Source organism: Mangrovibacterium diazotrophicum (assembly GCF_003610535.1).
Classification (GTDB): domain Bacteria; phylum Bacteroidota; class Bacteroidia; order Bacteroidales; family Prolixibacteraceae; genus Mangrovibacterium; species Mangrovibacterium diazotrophicum.
This window is the reverse complement of sequence record NZ_RAPN01000001.1, coordinates 1,891,131-1,915,616: the sequence shown is the minus strand read 5'-3', so window position 1 is coordinate 1,915,616 and position 24,486 is coordinate 1,891,131. Positions and strand designations below refer to the sequence as shown.

Genomic DNA, 24,486 nt, shown 5'->3' with positions numbered 1-24,486 from the left:
GATAAAAATAGGCCGGCTCGCTTCGAGAAAACGGTCACTTGTCATGTCTGAAAGTTTATTTTCCGGCATCTCCATCTCAATTTTTATTCTTGTCTATTCTGATTGTTCTTTGCGGACATCGGAGATGATCTGACCATCCTCGAGGGTGATCACGCGGCGTGCTTTGTTGACAACGCGCTGATCGTGTGTGCTGAAAATGAATGTGATGTTTTCTTTCCGGTTCAGCTCTTCCATAATGTCCAGCAGGTTAGCTGTCGATTTGGAGTCGAGGTTGGCTGTTGGCTCGTCGGCCAGCACAAACTTGGGTTTCGAGGCCAATGCCCGGGCCACGGCAACGCGCTGTTGCTGTCCGCCCGATAGTTTCGATGGGCGGCTGTTGATCCGGTCACCCAAGCCGACTTGTTCCAACAGAACCTGGGCCCGCTGTTGTCGTTCTTTCTTCGGAATCTCCTGTAGCTGCATGATGAATTCCACGTTTTCCAATGCAGTCAATACCGGAATCAGGTTGTAGGCCTGGAAAACAAAGCCAATGTTGTGCAGGCGGAAATCGATCAGCTTCGACGATGAAAGCGTCCGAATGTTGGTTCCGTCAATGTTGATTTCCCCTTCACTGGGTTCATCCAATCCGCCCAGCATGTTCAGCAAGGTCGTTTTCCCAGATCCGGAAGGGCCAACAATGGCGGCAAATTCACCTTCATCGAAAGTCAGGTCAACGCCGTTTAACGCGTTTACTTTCACCTCGGTGGTGTTGTATATTTTTTTCAGTTGTTTGACTTCAATTACTTTCATTGTGTTTCGTGTTACGGGTTATGCGTTTCGAGTAGCAGGTTTTGAATTCCACGTTTTAAATTTCAAGTTCCAAGACCCGATTCTCCTGTTCTGTTTTGTATCTATTTCATTTGTAATAGTCAATGGGCTTTTGGGCTTGCCTTGTGCCTTTTGACTCATATCTCACGTCTCTTCTTCTACTACATGTCGATTCGGATGGCTTCGCCAGGGTTTAAACGTAAGGCTTTCACGGCCGGGTAAATGGATGCAATGATGCCGGTGATGAATACCATGGCACCAATTTCGAGCGAGATGGACCACGAGAGTCGGGTGTAAACGAGGGTTTCGAAGCCCATGGATTTGTAGGCCGTGGACCATGCGCCGAGGTCGATTCCTTTTACGCCAAAGTAGAGGTTGAGGAGCCAGCCGAGTGCCATGCCGCACATACCACCAAAGACGGATAGCATCACCGTTTCGGCCATAATCATGGAGAAAACGCGGATGCGATTCATGCCGATGGCCATCAGCATGCCAAGCTCTTTGGTTCGCTCGAGCACAGCCATTAGCATGGTATTGATGATCCCGAAAAGCAGGGCCAGCAGGATTATTCCGATGAAGATTAACATCGTCAGGCCGAAGCTGCTTTCCAATAGGCTGACTTCGGGCATGACTTCGCGCCAGGATTTGATATCGAGTTTCGGCAGCTCATTTTGCAGGTCGCTTTCAACGCTGGCTAAGTCTTCATTTTGTTGCAGCAGGATGGCGATCTCGTGGCAACTGTTCATGTCGAGTCCGAGCACCCGGTTGATGTCAGCGTTGCGAACGAAAACGTTCATCTCGTCGAAGGTGGTATTCGAGGTTTCGTAAATTCCCGCGACTTTGAACGCGGCCCCGGTAATGTTGCCATTCAGATCCTGCAGGGTAATCACGACCTTCGACTTCAGTTTCACCTTCAGTTTGTCTGCCAGTTTTTTGCCAATGATGATCGGGTTGCGGCGGTTGGTGTCGAAATAGTCTCCATCAATCAGCTTGGAATGAAGATTGGTTACCTGCGCTTCCTGCGTCGGATCAATTCCGGTGACTTTCGCGCCAGATCCGCTTGTTGGCGACTGGATCATGGTATTGACAATGGTGCGGTAGCTAACAGCTTTCACGTCTTTTTCAGCTTGAATAAGCTGAATGACCGAGTCCGTTGAGGCAATAACAAATTTCTTGTCGGGGTTTTGCAAGTATTGAGCATGGTGGATTTGGATGTGTGACGCTTCGGTGCGAATCGCCGAGTTAATCCGCTGATCGATCATGCCCTTGTAAAAGGCCATGTAGAAGATGCCGGATGCGAGTCCCAGCGTCAACGCGGTCAGGATAACGAGGCTCCGGGTTTTGCTTCTCCAAATATTTCTCCAGGCAATTGCGAGTATCATTGTGTTGGTTTTTTCAGGTTATGCGTGAAGTGCTTTTGTCAGTTTCATGCCGTAGGTTTTCACCAGCGGGTAGAGGTAAACAAGCAGGGTGATGATGAAGATGATCAGTACTTGTCGGGCAAAAATGAACCATTGAGCCGAGAAGTACATGGCCGGTTCAAAGCCGAATTCTTCGTAGGCTTTGGCTGATTCGCCCGTCAGCGGAATAGGGTGGTAGACGAAGTACGAGATGAACGGCAGACTAACCGCAAAGCCGACCAAAACGCCGATGAACCCGATTAGCGCGATCTCGAAAAAGAGAATGGAGCTAAGTCGTTTCTTCTGCATACCAATCGCGATCATGATGCCCATTTCTTTGCGGCGCTCGGCCATCATCATGATGACAGTACCGAAAATACCGAATCCCACCAGTGCATAAAGAATCCCTTTAGTGATGTAGGCTCCGGACCGGTCGGCATCGATCATATTTTTGGTGAGCGGATCCATTTCATCCCAGGTCATGATTTCGTATTGATCCTTAAATTCGTTTTGCAGCAGGTGCTTTTGTTTGTTCACTTCCGAATAATCGGTGACCATCAGTACCAAGGAACTGTACTGATTGGGAACCGAAAAGAAGTTTTGGGCGTTTTTAAGGTCGATGTAACCACCCATGTTGTTCATGGCTGGTGAGGGGAACTTCAGGATGCCGCGAACGGGAAAGAGTGCCGCAGCTGTGGAACCGTGGTATCCCTGGCTAATCAATACAAGAGTATCGTTGACTTCGACGCCGAGGTTTTTCGCTAAGTTGACGGCGAGTAAAATCCCGTCGTCTCCGGGTTTCAGGTAGTTTCCTTCAATAACCCATTGCGAGAGCTTGCTCATGTTGTTTTCTTTCACCGGATCGACGCCGATTAAAGCACCACCTTTGGTATTGCTACCATAGGATAGGAGTGCGAAAGATTGCAAGCGGGGTACGAACGAGGTGATTTTGGGATTCTTTTCGAGTGCTTCAATCAGGCTGTCGCTCGGCGTGAAGCTGTAGTCGATCGTTTTATTGTCCCAGTATTCCGGGTGATGAACTTGGATGTAGCCGGAGTATGAACTGACCACATTGTCGATCATTTTCGAATAGGTTCCTTCCTGCATCGAGGTCATGAAGGTGCTCAACAGTACCCCGAAGAAAACGGAAGCCACCGTGATGACCGTCCGCTTGCGGTTGCGCCAAATGTTTCGCCAGGCCAATTTAAAAGCCTCCCCCAGCCCCTCCAGAGGAGGGGAGAAAAGAAAACCCCGAGCGTGTTTTTGATTATTTGGTTTCATTTTATTTTGAGTTTACCTAAATGCGTTGTTAAATTCTCTCCCCCAAGGGGGAGTCGGAGGGGGCTCCTTACTTTATTCTTTTCATATTTTGAATGGAGAAGAAATCTTCCTTCAGGTCCACATTGAATTTGATTTGCTCAAATACCATGATGGTTTTTTGTCCCGGTTTGTCCTCGGGAATCATCTCCAGGTGAGTTGGCATCATGCGGTCATCCATGTGCTTGATGTCGGAGAGAATTTCGGTGTTGATTAACTCGCCGTCTTCGTCGTAGTATTCCGCTTTCAGCCACAAGTAATCTTCCTTAGTTACCCACATTAGGATTTTGCCCCAAACAACAGCGGCATCTTCATGTGGCAACAATTCAATTTTGTAGCATTGGTAACCTTCGATCTCATCCGTTCCCAGCAGTTTATGGTCGTAGTCTTTGACGAGCGATGATTCTTTTACCAGGTCATCATTGGTGAAATCGGAGCCCATCCACGATTGCATCATCATTGATGGTGGAATTTTAATGGTTCGCTCGATGTTGGGCATCCAGTTCCACATTTCGCTTTCACGCTTCAGAAAAACCTGTCCACGCTCTTTTGCCGGTGCTGTAATGTAAATCATCGAGTACTCGGTCCCCAGGGTCCAGCTTTTCATCTCTACTGTTCGTGACCAGCCGGGGCGTTGAATGGTCATGCTCATCGTGCTTTCGCTCGATTGCCCCCTGAATTTTTCGTCGGCGCGTTGAACGATCGTTTTGATATCCAGATCCTGCGCTTGTGCAAAGATACAGATTAGCAAAAAGGTGAAAAATGAAAGGATTCGCTTCATGGTTTTATTTTTTTCCTGTTTCTACAATTCTGAAAATGCCGTCGATGACTTTGCGCTTCATTTGCTCCAGCGGGAAAATTCCCGGAGCAGCCACCGCATATAAAAAAGCGCCCTCGATCATCATACTAATGATCATCAGGTCGCCTTCAGGATCCGTGTTACCTTTGGAGGCGATAAACTGGTAGATCATGGCGAAGAATGGTTCGGCCGCCTGTGCATAGCGTTCGTTGAAATTTTCAACGATATGAGGCTGAAGCATCAGTGAATAAAAAAGCTTCCAGTGCTTGATATCTTTACCAACCCGATCGAAACTTCTTTCCACGAATTCAATCAGTTCTTCTTCAGTAACAAGTTGATCTTGTTTGACAGAAGTGAAATTGGTAATCTCGTTGAAGCCCATGTCTATGATTTCGATCAGCAGCTCATTCTTGCTTTCAAAGTAGTTGTAGGCTAGGCCTTTTGAAATTCCGGCTTGCTTGGCAATCTGGCTCATAGAAGTGGCATGAAACCCGTTGGTTGCAAATAGTTCCAGCGCAACCTCCATGATTTTCTGTTTCTTCTCGGTTCTTATTTGTTCGAATTGTTCTTCAGTGCGAGGCATAAAATTTATTTTTGACTGAACGGTTGGTCAAAGTTAAAACCTGGAAGTGATTTATCAAAGAAAAAGGTGTTAAAAATGACCAGTTGGTCAATTAAAACACCTTTTGAATATATTTTATCCCTTCAGGGCTTGTTTGGTAATGATCGTCAGGATGACTTTTTTCCGACAGTTTCTTTTTTCTGCACCAACTCAACCGGGAAGTTCTTAGTGGCTTCGCCGGTATAAAGACTGACGTGCGGGAACGGAATTTCGATACCTTCTCGGTCGAAGGCTTCTTTGATGTCGATGATAACGCTGTTCTTCACATCCCGGAAGTTGTTCTTTTCAAACCAAACAGCGAAGAGAATATCAATACTGCTGGCACCGTAACCCTGTAACAGGATGAGTGGTTCCGGCTCTTCCAAACAAAGCGGATTTTTGCGGGCCACTTCTTTCAGTACTTCAAAGACTTTCCGGAGATCTTCCTTGTAGGCCACACCAACATTAATGTCCATGCGCCGGATGGGGAAGCGGGTGACGTTGATCAGTTCGCTGCTGATAACCGTTTGATTGGGAATCCGGAGCAATAGGTTATCGTAGGTTCTGATTTTGATACTCAGCAAATCGATGGAGTAAACGGTTCCGGCTTTATCGCCGATCCGCACAACATCGCCCAATTCGAACGACTTTTCGGATACGAGGAAAAAGCCGCTGATGATGTTGCCGATGCTGGTTTGCGAGGCCACACCAATGATGATACCAACCACTCCGGCAGCACCAAACAACGCGGTAATGTCGAAGTTTAATTCCTTCAGTACCATGAATGAGAGCAGGGTATAACCGGTGTAAACGATGATGCGGTTGATGATCATTCGGGATTGTTTGGACAGGCGATAAGTGATACTTCGCTTGACCAGGTAGGCCACCCCTTGAATGACGATGACGGATATGAGAATTAAAATGGCAATCCGAATGATTTTGTCGAGATTGGCGATATTAAAGTATTTGGAAAAATCGAAATCCATAGTTCAAGTGATTAAAGCTGGGTCATTTGTTTAATAAAATGGAAACTGTGTCCCAAAATGGTTCGGTTCGACGCCTGTCGTGCTTTGCTGATGAGCAGTGGCGAGCTACCATGCACGGCTTTGTCGGTCGAGAAGTGAAGATTGCCGACCTGTCCCTGTCCTTTGAATTCGATGGTTTCCAGATCAGCCATGAGGTGATCACCGACCAGGTAAACATTCATCAGCTCCACGCGGATTAGCAGGCGCTGAAGATCCAACAATTGTGTAGTATTGTTCTGGATGTTGACAGGCACGATGATTTCATATTTGGTTGCATCCAGTTCTTCCGGGGTAGTCGCGAAGCGCGAGCCAACTGAAAATGCCGGTGATCCGCTGTCGGGTTCGCCAAACCAGGTGTCGGTGATGCGCTCGGTTTCGTATTCTGCCAAAAAATGATCGGCATCAACTTGCTTGTAGTAGAGCTGAATGTAGATCGGCGTGGCGATGTAAATTCGCAGGGTTTGGTGCGGGCGGATGATAATCTTTTTGTTACCCCGGAATACGACCGACTTCGGAGGCAAAGCAGGTTGAATGAACAGGTTTGCCGATCGGCCCGTTTGAAACAAATGCGCATCCGGCAAATTTGTATCTTCATTCAGGATCTGGAAGGTCGCCTCGGCAACAGGTTCCGCTTTTTTTTGCTGGACCACAGACCAGCCACCGGTAAAATATTTAAGTTGCAGGGAACAAAATCCACTTTCAAACTGAATTTGTTGATTCAGTTTTCCTTCGTGTTTCCCCCAAATGTTTTTTTGTCTTGGCATGGGATTATTTAAATGCTTCACACAAAAATAAATTATTTTGACTGATTCCATATAACCAGGCTCACAACGGAAGTTAACAGCAGAAAATAAAAAAGAAAAAGCAACCCCCTTTCAGAAATTGCTCTTTGCTGTTGTGTCCTGAATATTGTTATGGGTTGATGTCGATATCGAGTGCTCCGGTAATCTTTCCGATGTTGGCGGGGTCAATCAACCCCTGGATGCTGATGAGTGTATTTTCATCGCCTCCAACGATAAGCAACAACTCGGAGAATTTGCCGCCGTCGGCTTTGCGGGCATAGAACCGTACAATTTCATCTTTGTCGGTGATTTCCATCAGCGATTCGTAATTGTTATTTTTAAAGAAACTATCGCCTTCCATTTCTTTGAAGAAATCGAGCTGTTTGTTAAGCTCGCTGTCTTCAACCGTTAGAATCCGAATTCCTTTCAGCTTAGAGATCATGTCGGCTTCGGCCGAGTTGCCATCGGCTTGTGCTGCAAACGACAGCAATGCGCCACTGATGTTCACCGTTGTAATGCCATCGCGGTTGGCATATTTTTCGAATAGTTTATCCACCGGGCTCTTCTGTGCCATTGCTGCGATGGGGGCCAGCAGCAGAACGAAGATCATTGCGCGAAAGATGGATTTCATAGTTGCTTTCATAGCTATTCTTGTTTTAGTTTTTTATGAATCTGTTGCAGTGATTCCACTTCGCGGAATCCTTTATTCACGGATTGAAGTCCGTTGTCGAGTGGCTTGACAGCCTGGTTTATTTTGCCCATGGGTTTCAGTTGTTCCATTCCGGCCAGGTACTTCCCGGCAACATATTGCAGGGTTTTGCTGGCCTCAGTGTACGCCATGTTCGGATCGCTGTAGGTATCTTCCCACTTGGTATCGCTTTGTTGCCAGTTGAAAACCAACAGTGCGACGATTAGGATTGCTGCAACAGAGCTAACGGCTTGCCACAGGAAACGTAATTTGTTCTTTTCCTTGTGTTCACTTTCGAGGATGAAGTCCATCAGGTCATCCTCCAAAACTGAATCCCGATCTTGTTGAAGTTCGTCCAGGCTACCAAACAACTCTTTGTATGGACGAAGCTCGGCGTCGACTTCTGCTGAAGCAAAATACCTGTGGAGCAACTGTTCTTCCTCCAGACTGCTTTGCCCTTCGAAGTAGCGTTCCAGCAATTCTTTTATTTTGTTAGTTTCCATACTCTCTTTTAATTAATTCATCCCTCACTTTTTTCCGAGCCCTTGATAAATTGACGCGGATGGTATTTACGGTCAGGTCGGTCATTTGGGCAATTTCTTCGTATTCGTATTGCTCAATGTCTCGCAGGTGCATCACTGTTCGTTGAATGTCGGGTAAATTCCGGATTAATTTCCGAACGAGCAAGGCCGACTCCGATAGTTCAATTTCGTTTTGCAGGTCGCGGCTTTCGGTACTATTTCGTTTTAGAAAATCATCCTCGGCCAAAACCGGCTTTTTCGCTTTAAACAGATCCAGACAGCGGTTGCGGGTCATGCGCATGGCAAAGGCTTCCATGTTGTCGACCTCCCGCAACGAGTCTTTCTTTTGCCAGAGTTTCAGGAATACATCCTGAATAATGTCGCGCGCTTGTTCTTCATCGTGCAACATTTGTGTGGCAAAACGCATCAGCTTGTTACTGAGCGGGAGTACCTTTGTTTTAAATTCGCTGGCTAGCATCCGCTTGTTTGTTTCTCTGTTTGTTTCAAAGGTAAGACGAGCGGCTCAGGAATTCATTACATGGGGAATGTATTTTTGTGGGAAGTTGCTAGATGACAGCGTCTTGTTGGTTGAAGAGATTTTTGAAGACCATAACTCCGGTCCCTTTTAGGCCTGAATTTTCAGCCAGTTCCGAGATTTCGATCTTAACATTGGAGAGGATGTTGCTGAGGCAATATTGTTGCAGGGCTTGTTGGATGGTTACCTGCAGGTATTGTTTCGGCACGGAAAGTGGTCCGCTAAGTAGGATTAGCTCCGGGTTGTAAAGCTGAATGAGGATGGATAGCCCCCAGGCCATATTTTTACCGATGGTGTTGATCAGATTGATGGATAACTCGTCGCCTTTGATCGCGCTGGCAATAATGTCTTTGACGGTAAGTTCGTCGGTTCGTCCGATGAAATCGTTGGTGAGTTGAGAAATGTTTTCGTCGTTAACGGCTTGTCTGGCTAGGTCGAGTAGGTGACGTGCACCGGCAATCGTTTGCAGACAACCTCGTTTCCCGCATTCACAAAGATCTCCATCCTCGACAATGCGGATATGACTGAATTCGCCCGAGCAGCCGTTGCTGCCCTCAAAAATTTCGCCGTTGATAATCATCCCTAAACCAAGTCCCCAGCTCCAGTTAATGACCAGGGTGTTGCGTGTGTTTTTGGCTTTCCCGAAAACAAATTCACCCATGGTTTGCATACGGGCGTCGTTTTCAATGTAAGTTGCCAATCCAAAATGACGCGAAACCCGCTCTGCAATATTTTGCTTTTCGGGATCTTTGATGGTTTGGTTGATTCCGTTTTTGGGGTCAATCAAACCAGGCATGCCGATTCCGATGGCGTGAATTCGCGATTTGTTGACACCGGAATCCTGTTGCAGTTGGTTGAAGGCTTGTTCCAGTTTGAAGATAAATTCGGGATCGTTGATGTTCGTCTCAAATTCGACGGGAGCACCTGACGTTTCATTCAGGCAATTCAGGAAGATTGCTTTGGCTTTGTACTGGTCCATCTCGACAGCCATAATGTAGAATGCCTCGCCGTTCAAACTGTACAAAACAGGTTTCCGTCCTCCGCTCGATTCACCCGTTCCGGTGATGAAGACAACTTTTTCTTCAATTAATTCATTCAGAATACTGCGTGCTGAAGGAAGGCTTATGTTGACCTTTTTACACAAGTGAGCGGCCGATTGCGGGCTCTTTTTGTAAAGCAACCGGATGATTTGCATGCGTAGCTTGTGACGCTTCAGCTCACTCAAAGCTTGGTTGGCAGGATTTTTTAGGGATTGTGGCGACATAAGTTCACTTTAGCAGGTTCACGAAAGTAATGAATAATTTCTTCACTGAAAAGCTAGTGTAAAGGCATTTCTACTTGGGAAGAATGAAGGGGTGGGCATAACAGCTTTTGTTGAATTATTACCTTGACTTTTGTGATTCCGAATACTTATATTTGATTGTTTTCTAATGAAAAGGTTGCAAGTCAAAAACAGACTTGCAACCTTTCTATAGATTGAATGATAGCGTATGGCTATTCAAATTAATTGTTAGGACCTTCTCCAAAGTTCGGAGCATTCAGGTCTTGCCATACCCGTTCGCTGTTCAGCAAGCTGGTTGCGATACCGGTACCAGCAGTAAATCCTTGGCTTGCGTAAGCTTCGGTTTTGATTTCGTACATGATGTCGGTAACCGACGGAACAAGTACTTCAAAACGACGAGGAATTTCTGTGTATGCTGGTTCTGTGTAGTCAGTCCATTGGAAGAATTCACTTGTTCTGGTTGGTACTCCAGAACGACGAACAGCAACAAACTGATCAGTTGGAGCAAACATGAAATGCAGGATTTCCTGTACATATACTTTTTCCAGTTTCTCAGCAGTAGTTCCTGTAAACTCAACGTTAGGCATGGCCATCATCGTTGCGATTTCGCCATCTTGCAGGTCGATTTCTTTGTCGTATGGGTCGTAACCGTATGTTGTTCCATAGTATGGAATCTGGTTCAGGTTCGCCAAACGATCGTATTCTTCAACTGATGCCTCAACAGCTTTTTCGTAGTAGTCTTGGGCACTGCTTGGGAGCGTTGCACCCAATAACGACAACTCGGCAAAATAAAGATTAACCTCTGCGGTTGACATGTACATACCATACCAAGGGTTTTCGTTTGTGTCAGTTACTGGTGTATCATCCGGTGCATTTGGAACAGTATAGTCATAACGCCCCTGGATCATCTCTGGGTTAATGTATGACGTTGCGGTATAGTTGTATTCAACATCGCCAGCTGAGTTTACCAGAGTATAAGGAGTTGTCTTGAAATAACCGTCGTATTGACTATCCTGGTTTGCGTTCATGACAGTTGGCATACCATAGTAGCGTACCCAAGGTTCGCCCAGACCTTTCCATCCTGTGAACGTTTTGTTACCTTCTGCATCTTCAGTGTATTCAACATTATCAGAAACAAAAGATGGCAAGTCTACTCCTTGGTCAAAGAATGCTTGTACTACTGTTGAGTTGTAATCATTCTTGGTGAAGAAGAAACGAACACGAGGGTCTTGGTTTTCAATCATGAAATTGGTAACCATTTGTGTCGGATAGATTGTTGTAATAGAGTTACCAAAGTGGTAAGTTGCATCACCATCATCAGAACCGGCAGAAGCTTTGTTGAAAAGGAAATCATCATCGCTTCCGTCAATCACACCAACTGAACTTTCAGCGACTGCCTGAGCAATCTCCAATGCTTTTGCTTTATCTTGTGAAAGCAGGCGAACAGCAATTTTCAAACGAAGAGAGTTCGCCAATTTAGCCCATTTTGTAGCATCAGCACCGTAGATGATATCTTGCTTTGCAATCCAGGTTTGATCTTCAGATGTTGCTAAAGTCGTCATGTATGTTTCAAGATCTTCCAACCATCCGGTGTACAAGTCTTCAACGGTGTCATAAGCCGGTGTCAACAACGATGGACTGGTGTAACGGGCCAGAGAAGCTTCGCTGTAAGGCATATCTCCGTACATGTCGGTGTCGAAGATCCCCAGGTAGATACACAGGATTCTTGCTGCTGCAAGTTGGTTTTGGTAGGTTGCAGCGTCTTCCTCTGACATTTGACTAACCAGGTATTCCATATCTCTGGCATAGTTCAGAACGTTCAACGTTTGAGAACCCTGACTGCCATATTCGGTGGTCTCCTGGTAAGTTGAAGAATAGCCGCTAGAGCCGATACCAACCTCGCCCCATTTGTACATCATGGGTGCGTTGTAAAACCAGAATGTATAACCAGACGGCTCAAAGTTGAGCTCTGCCTGAGTGAACAGAAAGTTAACGTCCCCTGTGGAAACAGATGCGGGATCTGAGTTTATTTCAGCGAATTTGTCGCGACATCCGTTAAAGGATAGTGCAGAGGCCGCAATCACTGTCATCGCTGCTATTTTTTTGTAATTCATATTCATTGTTTTAAAGTCGAGAACTTAGTTATCAGAATGAAGCATTAATTGAGAACATGTAGCTTGCTGTAAAAGCAGAGTATGAACGCATGCGGAATGAGTACGCTGTTGTTCCACGAACTGATTCCGGGTTTTCGCCACCGGGAGCAGTATTTAACAAGTACCCCAAGTTATGTCCTGATAGTTTGAAGCCCAGGCTTTTTGCGCCGATTTTGCTGGCGAATTGTTTAGAGCAGTTGTATGAAAGCGAAACTTGACGAAGAGAAATGTAGTTCAATTCTTTCACCCAGTCGTCGTTTACAACACCTCTGCTCCAACTGTTTTTGAAATAGGTCCAGGCAGAAGCATGAGTTGGCTCAATAACGCCTTTTTCGTAAAGGGCTGCGTAGGTTTCACCACCGTCGGCAACAGTATAAGAAGAACCACTAGGGAGAGTAATGCTTGTTCCTCCGGCAAAAATACCTTCAGGTACAACACCGTCAGAATATGTCTGGTTGTCGTACTGAGAAGTCCAGGTAATACCGCCGTATTCAGGTGCAGAATATTTCAAAGATGCTTCGGTATAGCCATAAGCTGTACCGTATTTGCTACCGTAAGAAGCAACATATCCCCCAAAGCGCATATCCAAACCAACGCTCAGAGTGAAGTTTTTGTAGCGTAAAGATGATGAAACAGATCCCAGGAAGTCTGGATTTACAGAACCGATTTCTTCTTCTTCTCCGCTACGAGACATGTACGCAAAGCGACGAGTATCTGACCATGAAAGCAATGGAAGACCAGTTGTTGCGTCTAATTTTGCTTTTGAGTCGGTCATCAAAGTACCATAGGCACCACCAACTTTTGCAACCGATCCGATGCGATAGTTACCATAGTTGGTGTAACCATCCAGCAAAATGTAGTCTGCTACGTTCTCGTGCAGTGAGATGATTTTGTTTTGGTTGCGTGTGTAGGTGAAATCAACATCCCAGTTCCAGTCGCCATTGTTAATTGGCGTTGTGTGCAAGGCAATCTCAATACCACTGTTTTGCATGTTACCAGCGTTAACCAACTGGCTGCTTACGCCTGATACACTTGGAACAGAAATAGACATGATTTGATTTCTTGTATTTTCCTTGTAGTAAGTTGCATCAATGCCTACACGGCTTTGTAAGAATCTCCAGTCTAAACCAAGTTCCCAAGATGTTTTCTTTTCTGGTTGAAGATTGGTTTCATACATGGTTGAAGAAAGTTCTTCAGAACTAATGTAGTCACCGTCTTTATAGGTCGAGTTCAGCGAGTAGGCCGAGTTAATCAAATATGCTCTAGTGTCGTTACCAACTTGTGCCCATGACAGGCGAACTTTACCAAATGATACCCAATCCGGCAAATCTACCATGTCGCTTACGATTCCGGAAAGGCTAACAGAAGGGTAGAAGTATGAATAGGTCCCTGTTGCATCAGAATAAACCATTGCTGATGACCAGTCATTACGTCCGGTAACATCGAGGAATAATCTGTTTTTGTAAGCAGCACTTGCTTGACCGGCAACAGAAAGCATTCTTTTCTTCCCTGTTACATAGGAGTCATAGTCGGCATTGTCGACGGAGTTTGCAATAAAGTACTGATCTGGGACAACCAAACCACCACTGGTAGAAGTATACATGTAAGTTTGTGTGTTGTCGTAGTACTCACCACGGACGAAACCTGAAACGTTCAAATCAGCGTTTACATCTTTGTTGAACATCAATGCGGTATTTGCATTGGTTTGTTTTTTTGTGGTTTGAGTCATTGAATACTGACCTGCTCCCAACTCGTAGGTGCGGCTAATACCAGAGTTCGGGTTTTTAACTTCCCGATTGGTATAATAGTAGTTGTAGTTCGCTTCCGATTTCCATTTCAACCAGTCGTTCAGGTCGATGGTTAAAGTCAGATCAGGGCGGAACGATGTTTCCGTTTGAATAGAAGAATTTTCGTTTAAAGCCCAGTATAAGCTAATGCCCGGGTAGCTTGCATATTCGTCGCCAACGCTTGAGTTTGCAAGTCCTCCGTGTGTGCCTTTGTATTTATTCTTGTAATAAGAAGGATCGTATTCACGTTCGAATGTGCCGCTGATAAAGTATTCCCCGATGTTGGGCTGAGGATTTTTCGGTGTTGACTCAGCAAAATTGACGCTGGCTTCAAGCAATACATTGTCAGCAAGTTTGTGAGAAGCTTTTGTCAGGAAAGACAAACGGTTGAATTCGTTCTTTCCTAAAGTTCCTTTGGCGTGTTTGTAAGAAACAGAAGAATAGAAAGTCGTTTTGTCGTTTCCTCCCTGGATGGCTACGTTGGTGTTCGTGTTGAATCCGAGGTCGTACATATCGCGGTAGTTGTTTTTTACCGCATTGTAAGTGGTCATTTTGTTGTCGTAACCCAGGATTGAGCTGCCGTCAAATTTAGGTCCGAATCCCGTTCCCCACTGGTTAAATTTCTTTTCATCATTTGAATTCAGGTAGAACTGACTCTGGTTGCCCCATGCATAATAGCTGCCGCTGTCATCAGTTTCACCGTAGTCAACATAGCCCGAGATTGCACCGTCACCATAAACGTTCTGAAGGTCTGGTTGCTTATATACGTAGTCAACTCCGAATGTTTGCGAAACAGAGATTCCAAGACCTTTTTGAGCTTTTCCACTCTTTGTTGTAATGATCACAGCACCGTTCAAACCTCTGGAGCCGTAAAGTGCAGTTGCAGGAGCACCTTTCAATACAGATACTGAAGCAAAGTCGTCAGGGTTTAGGTTTTTCAGTTCGTTACCGTAGTCACCAGATGTTGAAGACCAGTCGGCATCTCCGGCATCTGCAGTCGAGTTCTCAAGAATTACGCCATCGACAACAAAAATTGGCTGATTGTTGCTACTGCTATTTAGGGACGAAGCTCCACGGATCAGGATTCTTGTAGAACCGAACATACCACCGTCTGATTGAGATACGTCAACACCCGCAGCTTTACCTTGGAGTGCATCTACCGGGTTAATGGCGTTGATGTTGATGTCATCACCTTTCAGTTCAGTCATAGCATAACCCAGCGCTTTTGCTTCACGCTTAATGCCAAGGGCTGTAACGACTACTTCGTCAACTTGTTGGATGTTGTCTTTCAGCACAACATCAATCTCTGTAAGTTGTCCTACGGTCACTTTTTGCGTTTCGAAACCGACAAAAGAGAATACCAATACGCTGTTTTCGTCCGGAACTTCCAGTTTGAAGTTACCGTCGAAGTCAGTAATAAGTCCTTTCGAAGTTCCTTCAACGGCTACGGCAACACCAATCAAAGGCTCGCCATTGCTATCGGTAACCGTACCGCTTACAACTTTGCCTTGATTTTGCTGTTCGCCGACCAGATCTGTTTTGTTCGCCGGACTGCTTGCTTGCGCTGTTGTCATAGCGCATAGTCCCAAAACCACCATCATTAGTTTTAATGATCTTTTTAGACCATAATGACGGGATCGTAACAAGGTTCTTTTCATAAAAATTGAATTAATGTTTGATGTTCATTTTGCTTGTAATGCTGTAATAAATGAGCGTGTATAATTGTCTACTTTTTTTCGGCTTCGAGACTACAGATGGGGTTAATGTTTTTTAAGATTTGACACCATTAAGTCCTTTTGAATTAAAAATTATTAACCTATCGATGGCAATATTAAGGAAATTTCACATTCATCGCGTATACTTTAGAAAAATATTTCAAAAGAATTAATAGAAAAGGAAATAATAGCAATAATGTAGGGGCTTTTTAGGTTTGATATTTTAATTAATATTTTTAGGTGTTTATTTCTTATACTACAGAAATACAATGTGATATACGATATTTGAGAGGTTTGGATATGTTAAACCTCTAAGTTGGGTTTAAGACTTTCGGTCGGTTTTATTTTATGTCGTTTCTGTTGATGTATTCTTAACAAATAATGCTGTTTTGCCTGTTTCGTGTGTTAATTTGTTTTTTTTAAGATGGCAATTTTGTCTATTTGATTGGTGTTTACATAGGGCATAGTTGAGAAGCTAGCGCGTATTTATTTCGGCGACACAGAAAGTGGATTTTAAAGCATTCGTCTATCTTTGTGCTCGTAAATGAAAATTCCTCGATAAATGAATGATCGTCCCCTTATACTAATTACGAATGATGATGGTATTTATGCCAAAGGCCTGAAAGAACTAACCGAAGTGATGCGGTTGTTTGGCGATGTGGTTGTCATTGCGCCCGAAGCAGCGATGTCGGGCATGTCGAATGCCATTACAACCGGTAAGCCTTTGCGTGCTTCAAAAATAGAAGAGGAGGACGGTTATATATTATATAAATGCAGTGGTACGCCGGTTGATTGTGTCAAGATGGGCTTTAATCAACTGTTGGAGCGCAAACCTGATTTTGTGGTGTCAGGTATCAATCACGGCACGAATTCTTCAATCAGTGTCGTGTATAGCGGAACCATGGGTGCAGCTATTGAAGGCTGTTTGCACGGTGTTTCATCCATTGGATTTTCGCTTTGCGATTACGATCCGGACGCCGACTTCACCCGGGCCAAAATGTGGGTTGCTCGCATTTTTCAGTCGGTAGCCGAGTATGGCTTGCCGCATTTCACCTGTTTAAATGTAAATATCCCGAAAGGAGAGGTTCGCGGAATCGAGGTCTGTCGTCAAACTTCGGGTAAGTGGGTTGAAGAAATGGAAAAACGTACCGATCCGCACCAGCGTGATTACTACTGGTTGAGTGGCTATTTCAAAAACTTCGAACCCGATGTGCCGGGAACAGATATGCACGCGCTCGAAAATCAGCACGTATCGGTGGTTCCTGTTACGGTTGATATGACTTGTAATAAAACATTGGAGCAAATGAAAAACTGGAGGTTCTGATTATGGCGGGTGGAAAAAACAGAAATAAACTGGGATTTGGTTTTTTACTGGGGCTGGGATTGCCTCTGGTGGTTTTCATTATACTTTATTTTTTGAGTAAACAGGAAGTTTCTTTAACTGATTACCTGGTCAGCCTTTGGCGCTTGGGAGCGCTCCTGAAAATCATGAGTCTTTCGGTTTTGCCTAACCTGATCCTTTTCCTTCACTTTTACCGGATTAAGTACGACCTGGCCGCGAGAGGCGTTTTGATGGCTACCTTTTTTTATGCTTTCGTTGTTGTTCTTTCGAGAGTAATTTAAAAGCTTTGAGTAGGTTAGCGTCAGCTTGTATTGGGCTGGCTGCTTAATTTTTGACATTATTTAACACTTGCGACGCTGTTCCCGAGGCAACTTGGCTTGGGGCGATGTGGCGCTTTCATCCTAAAAAATTACTTTTGGGGTCTGATTCGCAATTTCAGTATATGAAGTATTTCTTTATTGCCGGCGAGGCGTCGGGCGATTTACATGCATCAAACCTCATCAGCGAGCTGGTAAAAGCAGATCCGGATGCCGAAATCCGTGGATTTGGCGGTGAGTTGATGGAAGAGGCAGGGATGAAAATTTTGAAGCACTACCGGGAGATGTCCTTCATGGGTATTATTCCGGTTTTGATGCATCTGCGAACCATTAAGAAGAATTTTCAATATTGCGAAAAAACGCTCAAAGAGTTTAATCCCGATGTTTTAGTGCTGATCGACTATCCCGGTTTTAACCTGAGGATGGCCAAATACGCGAAGTCGCTCGGCATAAAAGTATATTATTATATCTCGCCAAAAGTCTGGGCCTGGAAATCCAGTCGCGTCAAGCAAATCAAAGAACGGGTAGATGAGATGTTTACCATCTTTCCGTTCGAGACCGATTTTTACCGCAAATTCGGCTATGAAGTGAATTATGTCGGAAACCCGGTTTTGGATGCTGTTTTGAAAAGGCGCATATCGAAATCTTTCGATGATTTTTGTGCGGAGAATCACCTGAATGAGAAGCCGATCTTGGCATTGGTTCCCGGAAGTCGTTTGCAGGAAATCAAGTCGTTGTTGCCGCGAATGCTGAAAGCGGTGAATTCCGTTCGGAGTCATCAAATCGTTGTGACCGCTGCTCCCGGAATCCCCGATCACATTTATATTGGTTTGGTGAATGGTTACCAGGTGAGCGTGTTGCGCGATAAAACCTACGAAGTTTTGCAAATGGCCGATGCGGCTGTGTTGGCCTCGGGAACCGTGACGCTTGAAACGGCGATCTTGCGTTGTCCGCAGGTGGTTTGTTACCGCATGGCTGGGGGGGCCTTTTTTTTTGCCATCGGTAAGTTTATTCTGAATATTAAATGGGTGTCTTTGGTGAATATTATTTTGCGGCGCATGGCGGTGAAAGAGTTGTTGCAACACCATTGTACTGCAGCTAATATCCGTAAAGAGGTGAAGCGCTTGTTGGAAGACCAGTCTTACCGCGAGCAGGTCGCAGCCAGCTACGACGAGTTGCACCAGGTGTTGGGCGAGGAAGGCGCCTCCAAGCGAGCGGCCCAAATGATTGTGCAAAAGCTTCGGTCGTAAGCCGACTTTTTTTATCTTCGTTCATCTTCAAATCAACCCTCTGATATGTATAGTCTGTTTCGGAAAGAAATTACCAGCTTCTTCGGGTCCCTAACCGGCTATTTGGTAGCCTTCGTTTTTTTGATCGCCAATGGTTTGTTCTTGTGGGTTTTCCCCGGTACTTATAATTTGATAGAGAACGGATATGCCTCGTTGAGTCCCTATTTTCAGTTGGCTCCCTGGATCTTTTTATTCCTTATTCCGGCTTTAACGATGCGCCTTTTTGCCGAAGAAAAGCGCCTGGGGACACTCGAAATTCTGATTACCCGGCCGTATTCATTGTTGCAGTTGGTTTGGGCCAAATACCTGGCTGGCCTGTTTTTGGTGGTGGTCTGTTTACTCCCAACTTTGGTCTATTTCTACTCCATCTACAGTCTCGGTAACCCGGTTGGGAACTGGGACAGTGGTGCTGCCTGGGGCTCATTTATTGGGCTTTTTCTGCTGGCGGCACTTTACGTCGCGTTGGGCGTGTTGGCATCTTCGCTGACCGACAACCCTGTATTTGCTTTTATCACAGCTCTAATTTTGTGCTTTATTTTCTACTCGGGTTTTGATTTTGTTGCGGCGATGGAAGTGCCGATGGTCGTGAAAACCTTTTTTCTGAACATGGGAATTAGTGAGCACTACGACTCGGTTAGCCGGGGAGTGGTTGATTCGCGTGATGTGCTGTACTTCGTTTTGGTAACCGGCATCGTGTTGGTTTTGACCAGCCTGTTTTTGCGTCGCAAGCAGCAGAACCTAAAGCGGCAATTGAAGAAAACCGGCTTTCTGGTTGCAGTTGTTATTGTGGTGATGTTTATCGGTTCGGCCTGGTTCTTTCGTATCGATTTGACAACGGAAAAACGTTACAGCCTTTCAACCGTATCGAAAACACTGCTTGAAAAGCTGGACGCGCCGATTAAAGTTGATTTGTATCTGGCCGGCGATTTGCCTCCGGGATTTCGGCAGTTGCAGCGCGCCGTGGAAGAAAAGGTGCAGGATATGGATGCCTGGGCCGATTTTCGGATTCAGTCGGTTCGGAAGGATCCTTACGATATTTCGAATAATGACGAACGAAATAAGTTGTTCAATCAGTTGGTGAACCTTGGATTGCAGCCCACCGATTTACGCCAGAATAAAGAAGAAGGAACAGTGACCAAGCTGATTTTTCCGGGAGCTGTGCTTCGGTATCGCGATCAGCTGGTTGGTATCAATCTGTTGAAAAATAACCCGTCTCTGTCTGCTGACGAGAACTTGAATAATTCGATTGAAACGCTCGAGTTTGAATTGATGAATGCGATTCGCCAGGTTGAGCAGGGCGATAAGGAAGAAGTAGCATTTCTGTCCGGACAAGATGAACTGGGCGATCCCGAAACCTGGGATATTCGCCAGGGCTTGTCCGAGAATTACACGGTGGTTGACCGAACAGCGGAACAATTGTTCCAAAATGATACCTTACCGAAAGCGTTGATTATTGCCGACCCATCGAAAGCTTTTGGTGAGCAGGAAAAATTTTACATCGATCAGTACCTGATGCGGGGAGGTAACCTGCTGTGGCTGTTCGATCCGGTGCAGGTGAGTCTGGATAGCTTGAGCCGTGGTGAAACGACAATCGCTTTCCCCCGAGACCTGAATCTGATGGATCAGCTGTTTAAGTACGGCGTTCGGGTGAACCCGGATTTGCTGCAGGATGTGGAATGTGTTCTTATTCCGGTGAACACTTCGCCGGTGGCATCGCAGCCCAAATTCACGCCGGCACCCTGGTATTATTCGCCCTTGCTGACGCCAGCGGAAGATAATGTGATCAGTCGGAATCTGAATCGCCTGAAATCTGAATTTGTAAGCTCGATTGATACGGTTGGAAAAAATCCGGAGATCCGCAAATCAGTTATTCTGCATACTTCAGCCTATTCCCGAAAAATAGGAACACCCGAGCAAATTAGCTTGCAAAGCATCAACGATCCACCGGCGCAGGAGCTGTTTCATATGTCCAATATTCCGGTCGGCGTGCTACTGGAAGGAAGTTTTCCTTCTGTGTTTAGTAATCGCATGACCCGGGAATTCAATCCGCTTGGTATTGATGTTTTGGATAAATCGGAACCTGCCAAACAGATTGTTTTGGCAGATGGCAGCCTGATTGCCAACAAGGTTTCGCGACGAAACGGACAGGTGCGCACACAGCCTTTGGGATACGATGAATATTCGCAACAAACCTTCGGTAACAAGGCCTTTTTGCTGAATGCCGTAAACTACCTTTGCGATAACTCGGGAATAATGGAACTGCGGTCGCGCGTGTTTAAAATTCGACTGCTCGACAAGGTGCGCTTGCGCGAGGAGAAAACCTTTTGGCAAGTGCTGAATGTGGTTCTTCCGCTGCTGATTATCGTGGTATTCGGACTGGTTTTCCACTTCGTCCGGATACGGAAATACCGTGGTTAATTACTTTGTATAAATTGTGAATATAAATTCTCGGGAAACCAATGCAAAGTTTGTATATTCGTGTATTCACGAGGCGCAGGAGTTGAATTTCCGCTTCCTCTTAAAATGATAAGTCAAACTAAAAGAGAATGTCAATGAAATTTGTTGTTTCCAGTACCGAATTGCTAAGTCACCTGAATGCGATCAGTAAAGTGATTAGTTCGAAGAATACATTACCCATTTTGGATAATTATTTATTTCAACTGGAAGAAAACCGATTGACGGTTACTGCTTCAGACTTGGAGTCAACACTGATTACCAGTCTTGAGCTGGATAACACCGAAGGAACTGGTGATATTGCTGTTCCCGCAAAATTGTTAAACGACACCCTGAAAGAATTCCCGGATCAACCGTTGACTTTCAAATTTGATTTGGACACTTTCGGCATTGATATCTACTCTGAAAACGGTAAGTTCAGTATTGTTGGACAGGACGGAGATGAATTTCCGCAATTGCCCGAACTGAACGAAGCGGCAGCTTCTACCATCCAGGTTCCGCACGATGTTTTGCAAAGTGGTATTCAGCGTACCTTGTTTGCAACCGCCGACGATGAGTTGCGTCCGGTAATGAACGGGATCTTCCTGGAACTGGGAAATAACGATTTGACTTTCGTTGCTTCGGATGCTCACAAATTGGTTCGTTACAAACGTGCCGATGCAAAAGCTGAAGTGGAATCTTCTTTCATTTTACCTAAAAAACCGGCGTCGTTGTTGAAGAACCTGTTGGTGAAAGAAGACTACGATGTGAAACTGCAGTTTGACGAAAAGAACGCCTTTTTCACGCTAAGTAATTTTAAATTGATTTGCCGTTTGGTTGAAGGAAACTACCCGAGCTACAATTCGGTGATCCCAACCAACAACCCAAATAAACTGATTGTTGACCGTTTGGAATTCTACAACACCATCAAACGTGTTTCGGTATTTGCCAACCAGGCCAGCAACCTCATTAAATTCCACATCGATGGCAACCAGCTGGTGGTGTCGGCACAGGATGTCGATTTCTCCATTTCGGCTGTTGAACGTATCAAATGTCAATATGAGGGCGAAGAGATCGAGATCGGCTTCAAATCAACCTTCCTGTTGGAGATTTTGTCGAATCTGAGTTCGTCGGAAGTTCGCGTAGAACTGTCAGACCCGACTCGTGCAGGTCTGTTACTCCCGGCCGAAAAAGACTTCGACGAAGAAGATGTGTTGATGCTGTTGATGCCAATGATGATCAATGCTTAATAAGTAACTTAAATAGTTCGGAAGCCTAACAGGAGACATCTTGTTAGGCTTTTTATTCATAACCGGCCGCCGAGCCGAATCAGAAAACAAACAAAATGAAACTGAATCTTAGAAATCCACTCATCTTTTTGGATTTGGAAACAACGGGAATTAATGTTGCTACGGACCGAATCGTAGAGCTCGCGTTGATAAAAGTCCACACGGACGGAACAGAAGAAACCAAGGAAATGCGGATCAATCCGGAAATGCCGATCCCTGAATCTTCCAGCAAAGTGCACGGAATTTATGACGAAGACGTGAAGGACTGCCCAACGTTTAAGGAAGTGGCCAAGTCGTTGGCAAAATTTATGGAAGGCTGTGATTTGGCCGGTTTCAATTCGAACCGCTTCGACATTCCGCTTTTGGCTGAAGAGTTCCTGCGCGTTGATGTGGATGTGGATTTCAAAAAGCGCAAGTTTGTTGATGTACAGGCAATTTTCCACAAAATGGAGAAACGCACTTTGGCTGCAGCTTACAAGTTTTATTGCCAGCAGAATTTGGAAGATGCCCACAGCGCGTTAGCCGATACCAAGGCTACTTACGAGGTGCTGAAGGCTCAGCTGGATGTTTATCAGGATGCCGAGTTCGAAGATGCGAAAGGTAAAATTACCAAGCCGATTCAGAATGATGTGAACGCGTTGAGCGAGTTTTCATCGTACGACCGCAACGTGGATTTCATTGGTCGCATTGTTTATGATGAGAAAGGTGTTGAAGTGTTCAACTTTGGCAAGAATAAAGGAATCCCGGTTGAGCAGGTGTTGCGCGAGCAGCCCGGTTACTTTGGTTGGATTATGAATGGCGAGTTCCCACTTTACACCAAAAAGGTATTGACCGCCATCAAGCTGCGAATGAAAGACAATTAGCAGGGGGCGAAGTGCAAAGGGCTTGGAGCCAATAGTGTAAAGTCTCAGTCTCAGTCTCAGTCTCGCGACTAGGCTATTTTTCAATATCCGAGTTTGTCATTTTAGATTGGTTGGGATGCTCTTGTGGCTTGCAGCCAATATCTTGGAACTAGTTTAGAATTTGAATCATGAAAATTATTTGCATAGGACGGAATTACAGCGAGCACGCGCGCGAATTGAATAATGATATTCCAACGGAACCGGTGATGTTTATGAAGCCCGACTCGGCTTTGTTGCGCAACAACGATCCGTTTTATATTCCTTCGTTTAGCCAGGATGTGCATTACGAGTGCGAATTGATTGTGCGGATCAATCGTTTGGGCAAGAATATTGAGCCCAAGTTTGCCAGTCGTTACTACGATGAGATTGGACTTGGGATTGATTTTACAGCACGCGATTTGCAGAATAAATTAAAGGACAAAGGTCTGCCTTGGGAAAAGGCCAAAGCCTTTGACCGTTCAGCAGTCATCAGCACCGATTTTATTCCGAAAACGGAATTGCCCGATGTGAACGCGATCAAATTTCAGTTGAAGAAGAATGGCGAACTGGTGCAAAACGGCGATAGCTCGTTCATGCTGTTCCCAATTGACGAGCTGATCAGCCAGGTGTCAAACTATTTCACACTGAAAATCGGCGATTTGATTTACACTGGTACTCCCGCAGGTGTTGGGCCTGTGGCTATTGGCGATCGTTTGGAAGGTTTTCTGGAAGGTCGCAAGATGTTCGATTTCGAAGTGAAGTAGTTTCACTCTAAGGTCAAAGATGACGCTTTCGGAATACTACAACCAGCTTTACGATCGGGCCGTTTCGAAGATTGCTTCGGGCGAGGAAGAGTTGGATGACCGAATGAACCGGGTGCCTGACGAGATGGGGCTGATTTTGCGACTTCGGCCACCAACCGAAGTTCGGGCCAGGATCGAAGCATTTTTGGCCGAGCTGCGTCATCTTGAACCCGAACAATATTATTATCCTGATTCGGATATTCACGTGTCGGTGGCCTCGTTGATTTTACCCAATAAAGCGTTCCAATTGTCGCAGATCAACACGGACGAATACATTCGCACGGTCCGCGAGTCTGTGTCTTCTATAGAACCCTTTGAAATTTGTTTTCGGGGAATCACAGCTTCTCCAGGAGCGGTGATGATTCAGGGATTTGAAAACGAACCGTGCTTGGCTGCGATTCGATACCATTTGCAAAACAAGTTGAACGAGAATAAACTGGAACATGCGATCAGCGGTAGCTACTCGGTTCAAACGGCCCATTCTACAGTTGTTCGTTTCCGAAAAAAACTCCAAGACAGACAGGCTCTTCTAGCGCTGCTGGAGAAATATCGCAATTTTGATTTTGGTTGTTTCCCGGTTTCTGAACTGGAGCTCGTTCACAACGATTGGTTACACCGGAACGAGTATTTAAAGCTATTGGCTTCGATAGAGTTGTCCGGCAACAGTTAATGGATCATCTTCCCTGAATTCCGGAGTTAGGCCATATTTTCCACTTGGAT

At 45.3% G+C, this 24,486-nt stretch carries 21 protein-coding genes; 8 read left to right on the top strand and 13 right to left on the bottom strand.

The window, feature by feature from the left end; genetic code table 11:
• Window positions 1-93: 93 nt before the first annotated feature.
• The 13 genes from BC643_RS07350 to BC643_RS07290 all read right to left on the bottom strand — a co-directional run bounded on the left by BC643_RS07350 (window position 94) and on the right by BC643_RS07290 (window position 15,355).
• Window positions 94-789 carry an ABC transporter ATP-binding protein gene (locus BC643_RS07350; RefSeq protein WP_120272475.1) on the bottom strand — a complete coding sequence of 232 codons (696 nt, stop codon included), beginning with the start codon at window positions 787-789 and terminating at the stop codon, window positions 94-96.
• A gap of 179 nt (window positions 790-968) precedes the next feature.
• A complete protein-coding gene (locus BC643_RS07345) occupies window positions 969-2,189 on the bottom strand; it encodes an ABC transporter permease (RefSeq protein WP_120272474.1) in 1,221 nt (406 codons plus the stop codon).
• Between the two features lie 18 nt (window positions 2,190-2,207).
• The gene (locus tag BC643_RS07340) at window positions 2,208-3,488 is read right to left on the bottom strand and encodes an ABC transporter permease (RefSeq protein WP_120272473.1); all 1,281 of its coding nucleotides are present in this window, start codon (window positions 3,486-3,488) and stop codon (window positions 2,208-2,210) included.
• Between the two features lie 67 nt (window positions 3,489-3,555).
• Window positions 3,556-4,305, bottom strand: a complete 750-nt coding sequence (locus BC643_RS07335) for an outer membrane lipoprotein-sorting protein (RefSeq protein ID WP_120272472.1) — start codon at window positions 4,303-4,305, stop codon at window positions 3,556-3,558.
• Window positions 4,306-4,309: 4 nt separating this feature from the next.
• Entirely contained in the window at window positions 4,310-4,906 is a 597-nt protein-coding gene (locus tag BC643_RS07330; protein WP_120272471.1) for a TetR/AcrR family transcriptional regulator, read from the bottom strand.
• 146 nt (window positions 4,907-5,052) lie between these two features.
• Window positions 5,053-5,910, bottom strand: a complete 858-nt coding sequence (locus tag BC643_RS07325) for a mechanosensitive ion channel family protein (protein ID WP_120272470.1) — start codon at window positions 5,908-5,910, stop codon at window positions 5,053-5,055.
• Between the two features lie 11 nt (window positions 5,911-5,921).
• A complete protein-coding gene (locus tag BC643_RS07320) occupies window positions 5,922-6,713 on the bottom strand; it encodes a DUF432 domain-containing protein (RefSeq protein WP_170154490.1) in 792 nt (263 codons plus the stop codon).
• Between the two features lie 148 nt (window positions 6,714-6,861).
• Window positions 6,862-7,374, bottom strand: a complete 513-nt coding sequence (locus tag BC643_RS07315) for a DUF4252 domain-containing protein (protein ID WP_120272468.1) — start codon at window positions 7,372-7,374, stop codon at window positions 6,862-6,864.
• A 2-nt stretch (window positions 7,375-7,376) separates the two neighbouring features.
• On the bottom strand, window positions 7,377-7,922 hold the full coding sequence (locus BC643_RS07310; protein ID WP_120272467.1) for a hypothetical protein: 546 nt from the start codon (window positions 7,920-7,922) through the stop codon (window positions 7,377-7,379).
• Complete coding sequence (locus BC643_RS07305) at window positions 7,912-8,418, bottom strand: RNA polymerase sigma factor (RefSeq protein WP_120272466.1); 507 nt, start codon at window positions 8,416-8,418, stop codon at window positions 7,912-7,914. Before BC643_RS07305 ends, BC643_RS07310 begins: the two co-directional genes overlap by 11 nt.
• Window positions 8,419-8,506: 88 nt before the next feature.
• On the bottom strand, window positions 8,507-9,739 hold the full coding sequence (locus BC643_RS07300; protein WP_120272465.1) for an ROK family transcriptional regulator: 1,233 nt from the start codon (window positions 9,737-9,739) through the stop codon (window positions 8,507-8,509).
• A gap of 239 nt (window positions 9,740-9,978) precedes the next feature.
• Window positions 9,979-11,871 (bottom strand): SusD/RagB family nutrient-binding outer membrane lipoprotein, encoded by a 1,893-nt coding sequence (locus BC643_RS07295; protein ID WP_120274191.1) that lies wholly within the window; start codon window positions 11,869-11,871, stop codon window positions 9,979-9,981.
• A gap of 31 nt (window positions 11,872-11,902) precedes the next feature.
• Window positions 11,903-15,355 (bottom strand): SusC/RagA family TonB-linked outer membrane protein, encoded by a 3,453-nt coding sequence (locus tag BC643_RS07290; RefSeq protein WP_120272464.1) that lies wholly within the window; start codon window positions 15,353-15,355, stop codon window positions 11,903-11,905.
• 619 nt (window positions 15,356-15,974) lie between these two features.
• Here BC643_RS07290 and surE point away from each other — a divergent pair.
• From surE to BC643_RS07250, 8 genes are all read left to right on the top strand, one after another.
• Complete coding sequence (surE, locus tag BC643_RS07285) at window positions 15,975-16,736, top strand: 5'/3'-nucleotidase SurE (protein ID WP_120272463.1); 762 nt, start codon at window positions 15,975-15,977, stop codon at window positions 16,734-16,736.
• A gap of 2 nt (window positions 16,737-16,738) precedes the next feature.
• A complete protein-coding gene (locus BC643_RS07280) occupies window positions 16,739-17,035 on the top strand; it encodes a hypothetical protein (RefSeq protein ID WP_120272462.1) in 297 nt (98 codons plus the stop codon).
• Window positions 17,036-17,196: 161 nt separating this feature from the next.
• Window positions 17,197-18,321, top strand: coding sequence for a lipid-A-disaccharide synthase (gene lpxB / locus BC643_RS07275; protein WP_120272461.1), 1,125 nt, complete (start codon window positions 17,197-17,199; stop codon window positions 18,319-18,321).
• Window positions 18,322-18,366: 45 nt separating this feature from the next.
• On the top strand, window positions 18,367-20,778 hold the full coding sequence (gene gldG, locus BC643_RS07270) for a gliding motility-associated ABC transporter substrate-binding protein GldG (protein WP_120272460.1): 2,412 nt from the start codon (window positions 18,367-18,369) through the stop codon (window positions 20,776-20,778).
• A 134-nt stretch (window positions 20,779-20,912) separates the two neighbouring features.
• Window positions 20,913-22,043 (top strand): DNA polymerase III subunit beta, encoded by a 1,131-nt coding sequence (dnaN, locus tag BC643_RS07265; RefSeq protein ID WP_120274190.1) that lies wholly within the window; start codon window positions 20,913-20,915, stop codon window positions 22,041-22,043.
• Window positions 22,044-22,138: 95 nt separating this feature from the next.
• Window positions 22,139-22,945: a 3'-5' exonuclease gene (locus BC643_RS07260; protein ID WP_120272459.1), complete on the top strand. Its 807-nt coding sequence runs from the start codon at window positions 22,139-22,141 to the stop codon at window positions 22,943-22,945.
• 167 nt (window positions 22,946-23,112) lie between these two features.
• A complete protein-coding gene (locus BC643_RS07255; protein WP_120272458.1) occupies window positions 23,113-23,727 on the top strand; it encodes a fumarylacetoacetate hydrolase family protein in 615 nt (204 codons plus the stop codon).
• A gap of 19 nt (window positions 23,728-23,746) precedes the next feature.
• On the top strand, window positions 23,747-24,436 hold the full coding sequence (locus BC643_RS07250; protein WP_120272457.1) for a 2'-5' RNA ligase family protein: 690 nt from the start codon (window positions 23,747-23,749) through the stop codon (window positions 24,434-24,436).
• Window positions 24,437-24,486: the final 50 nt, after the last annotated feature.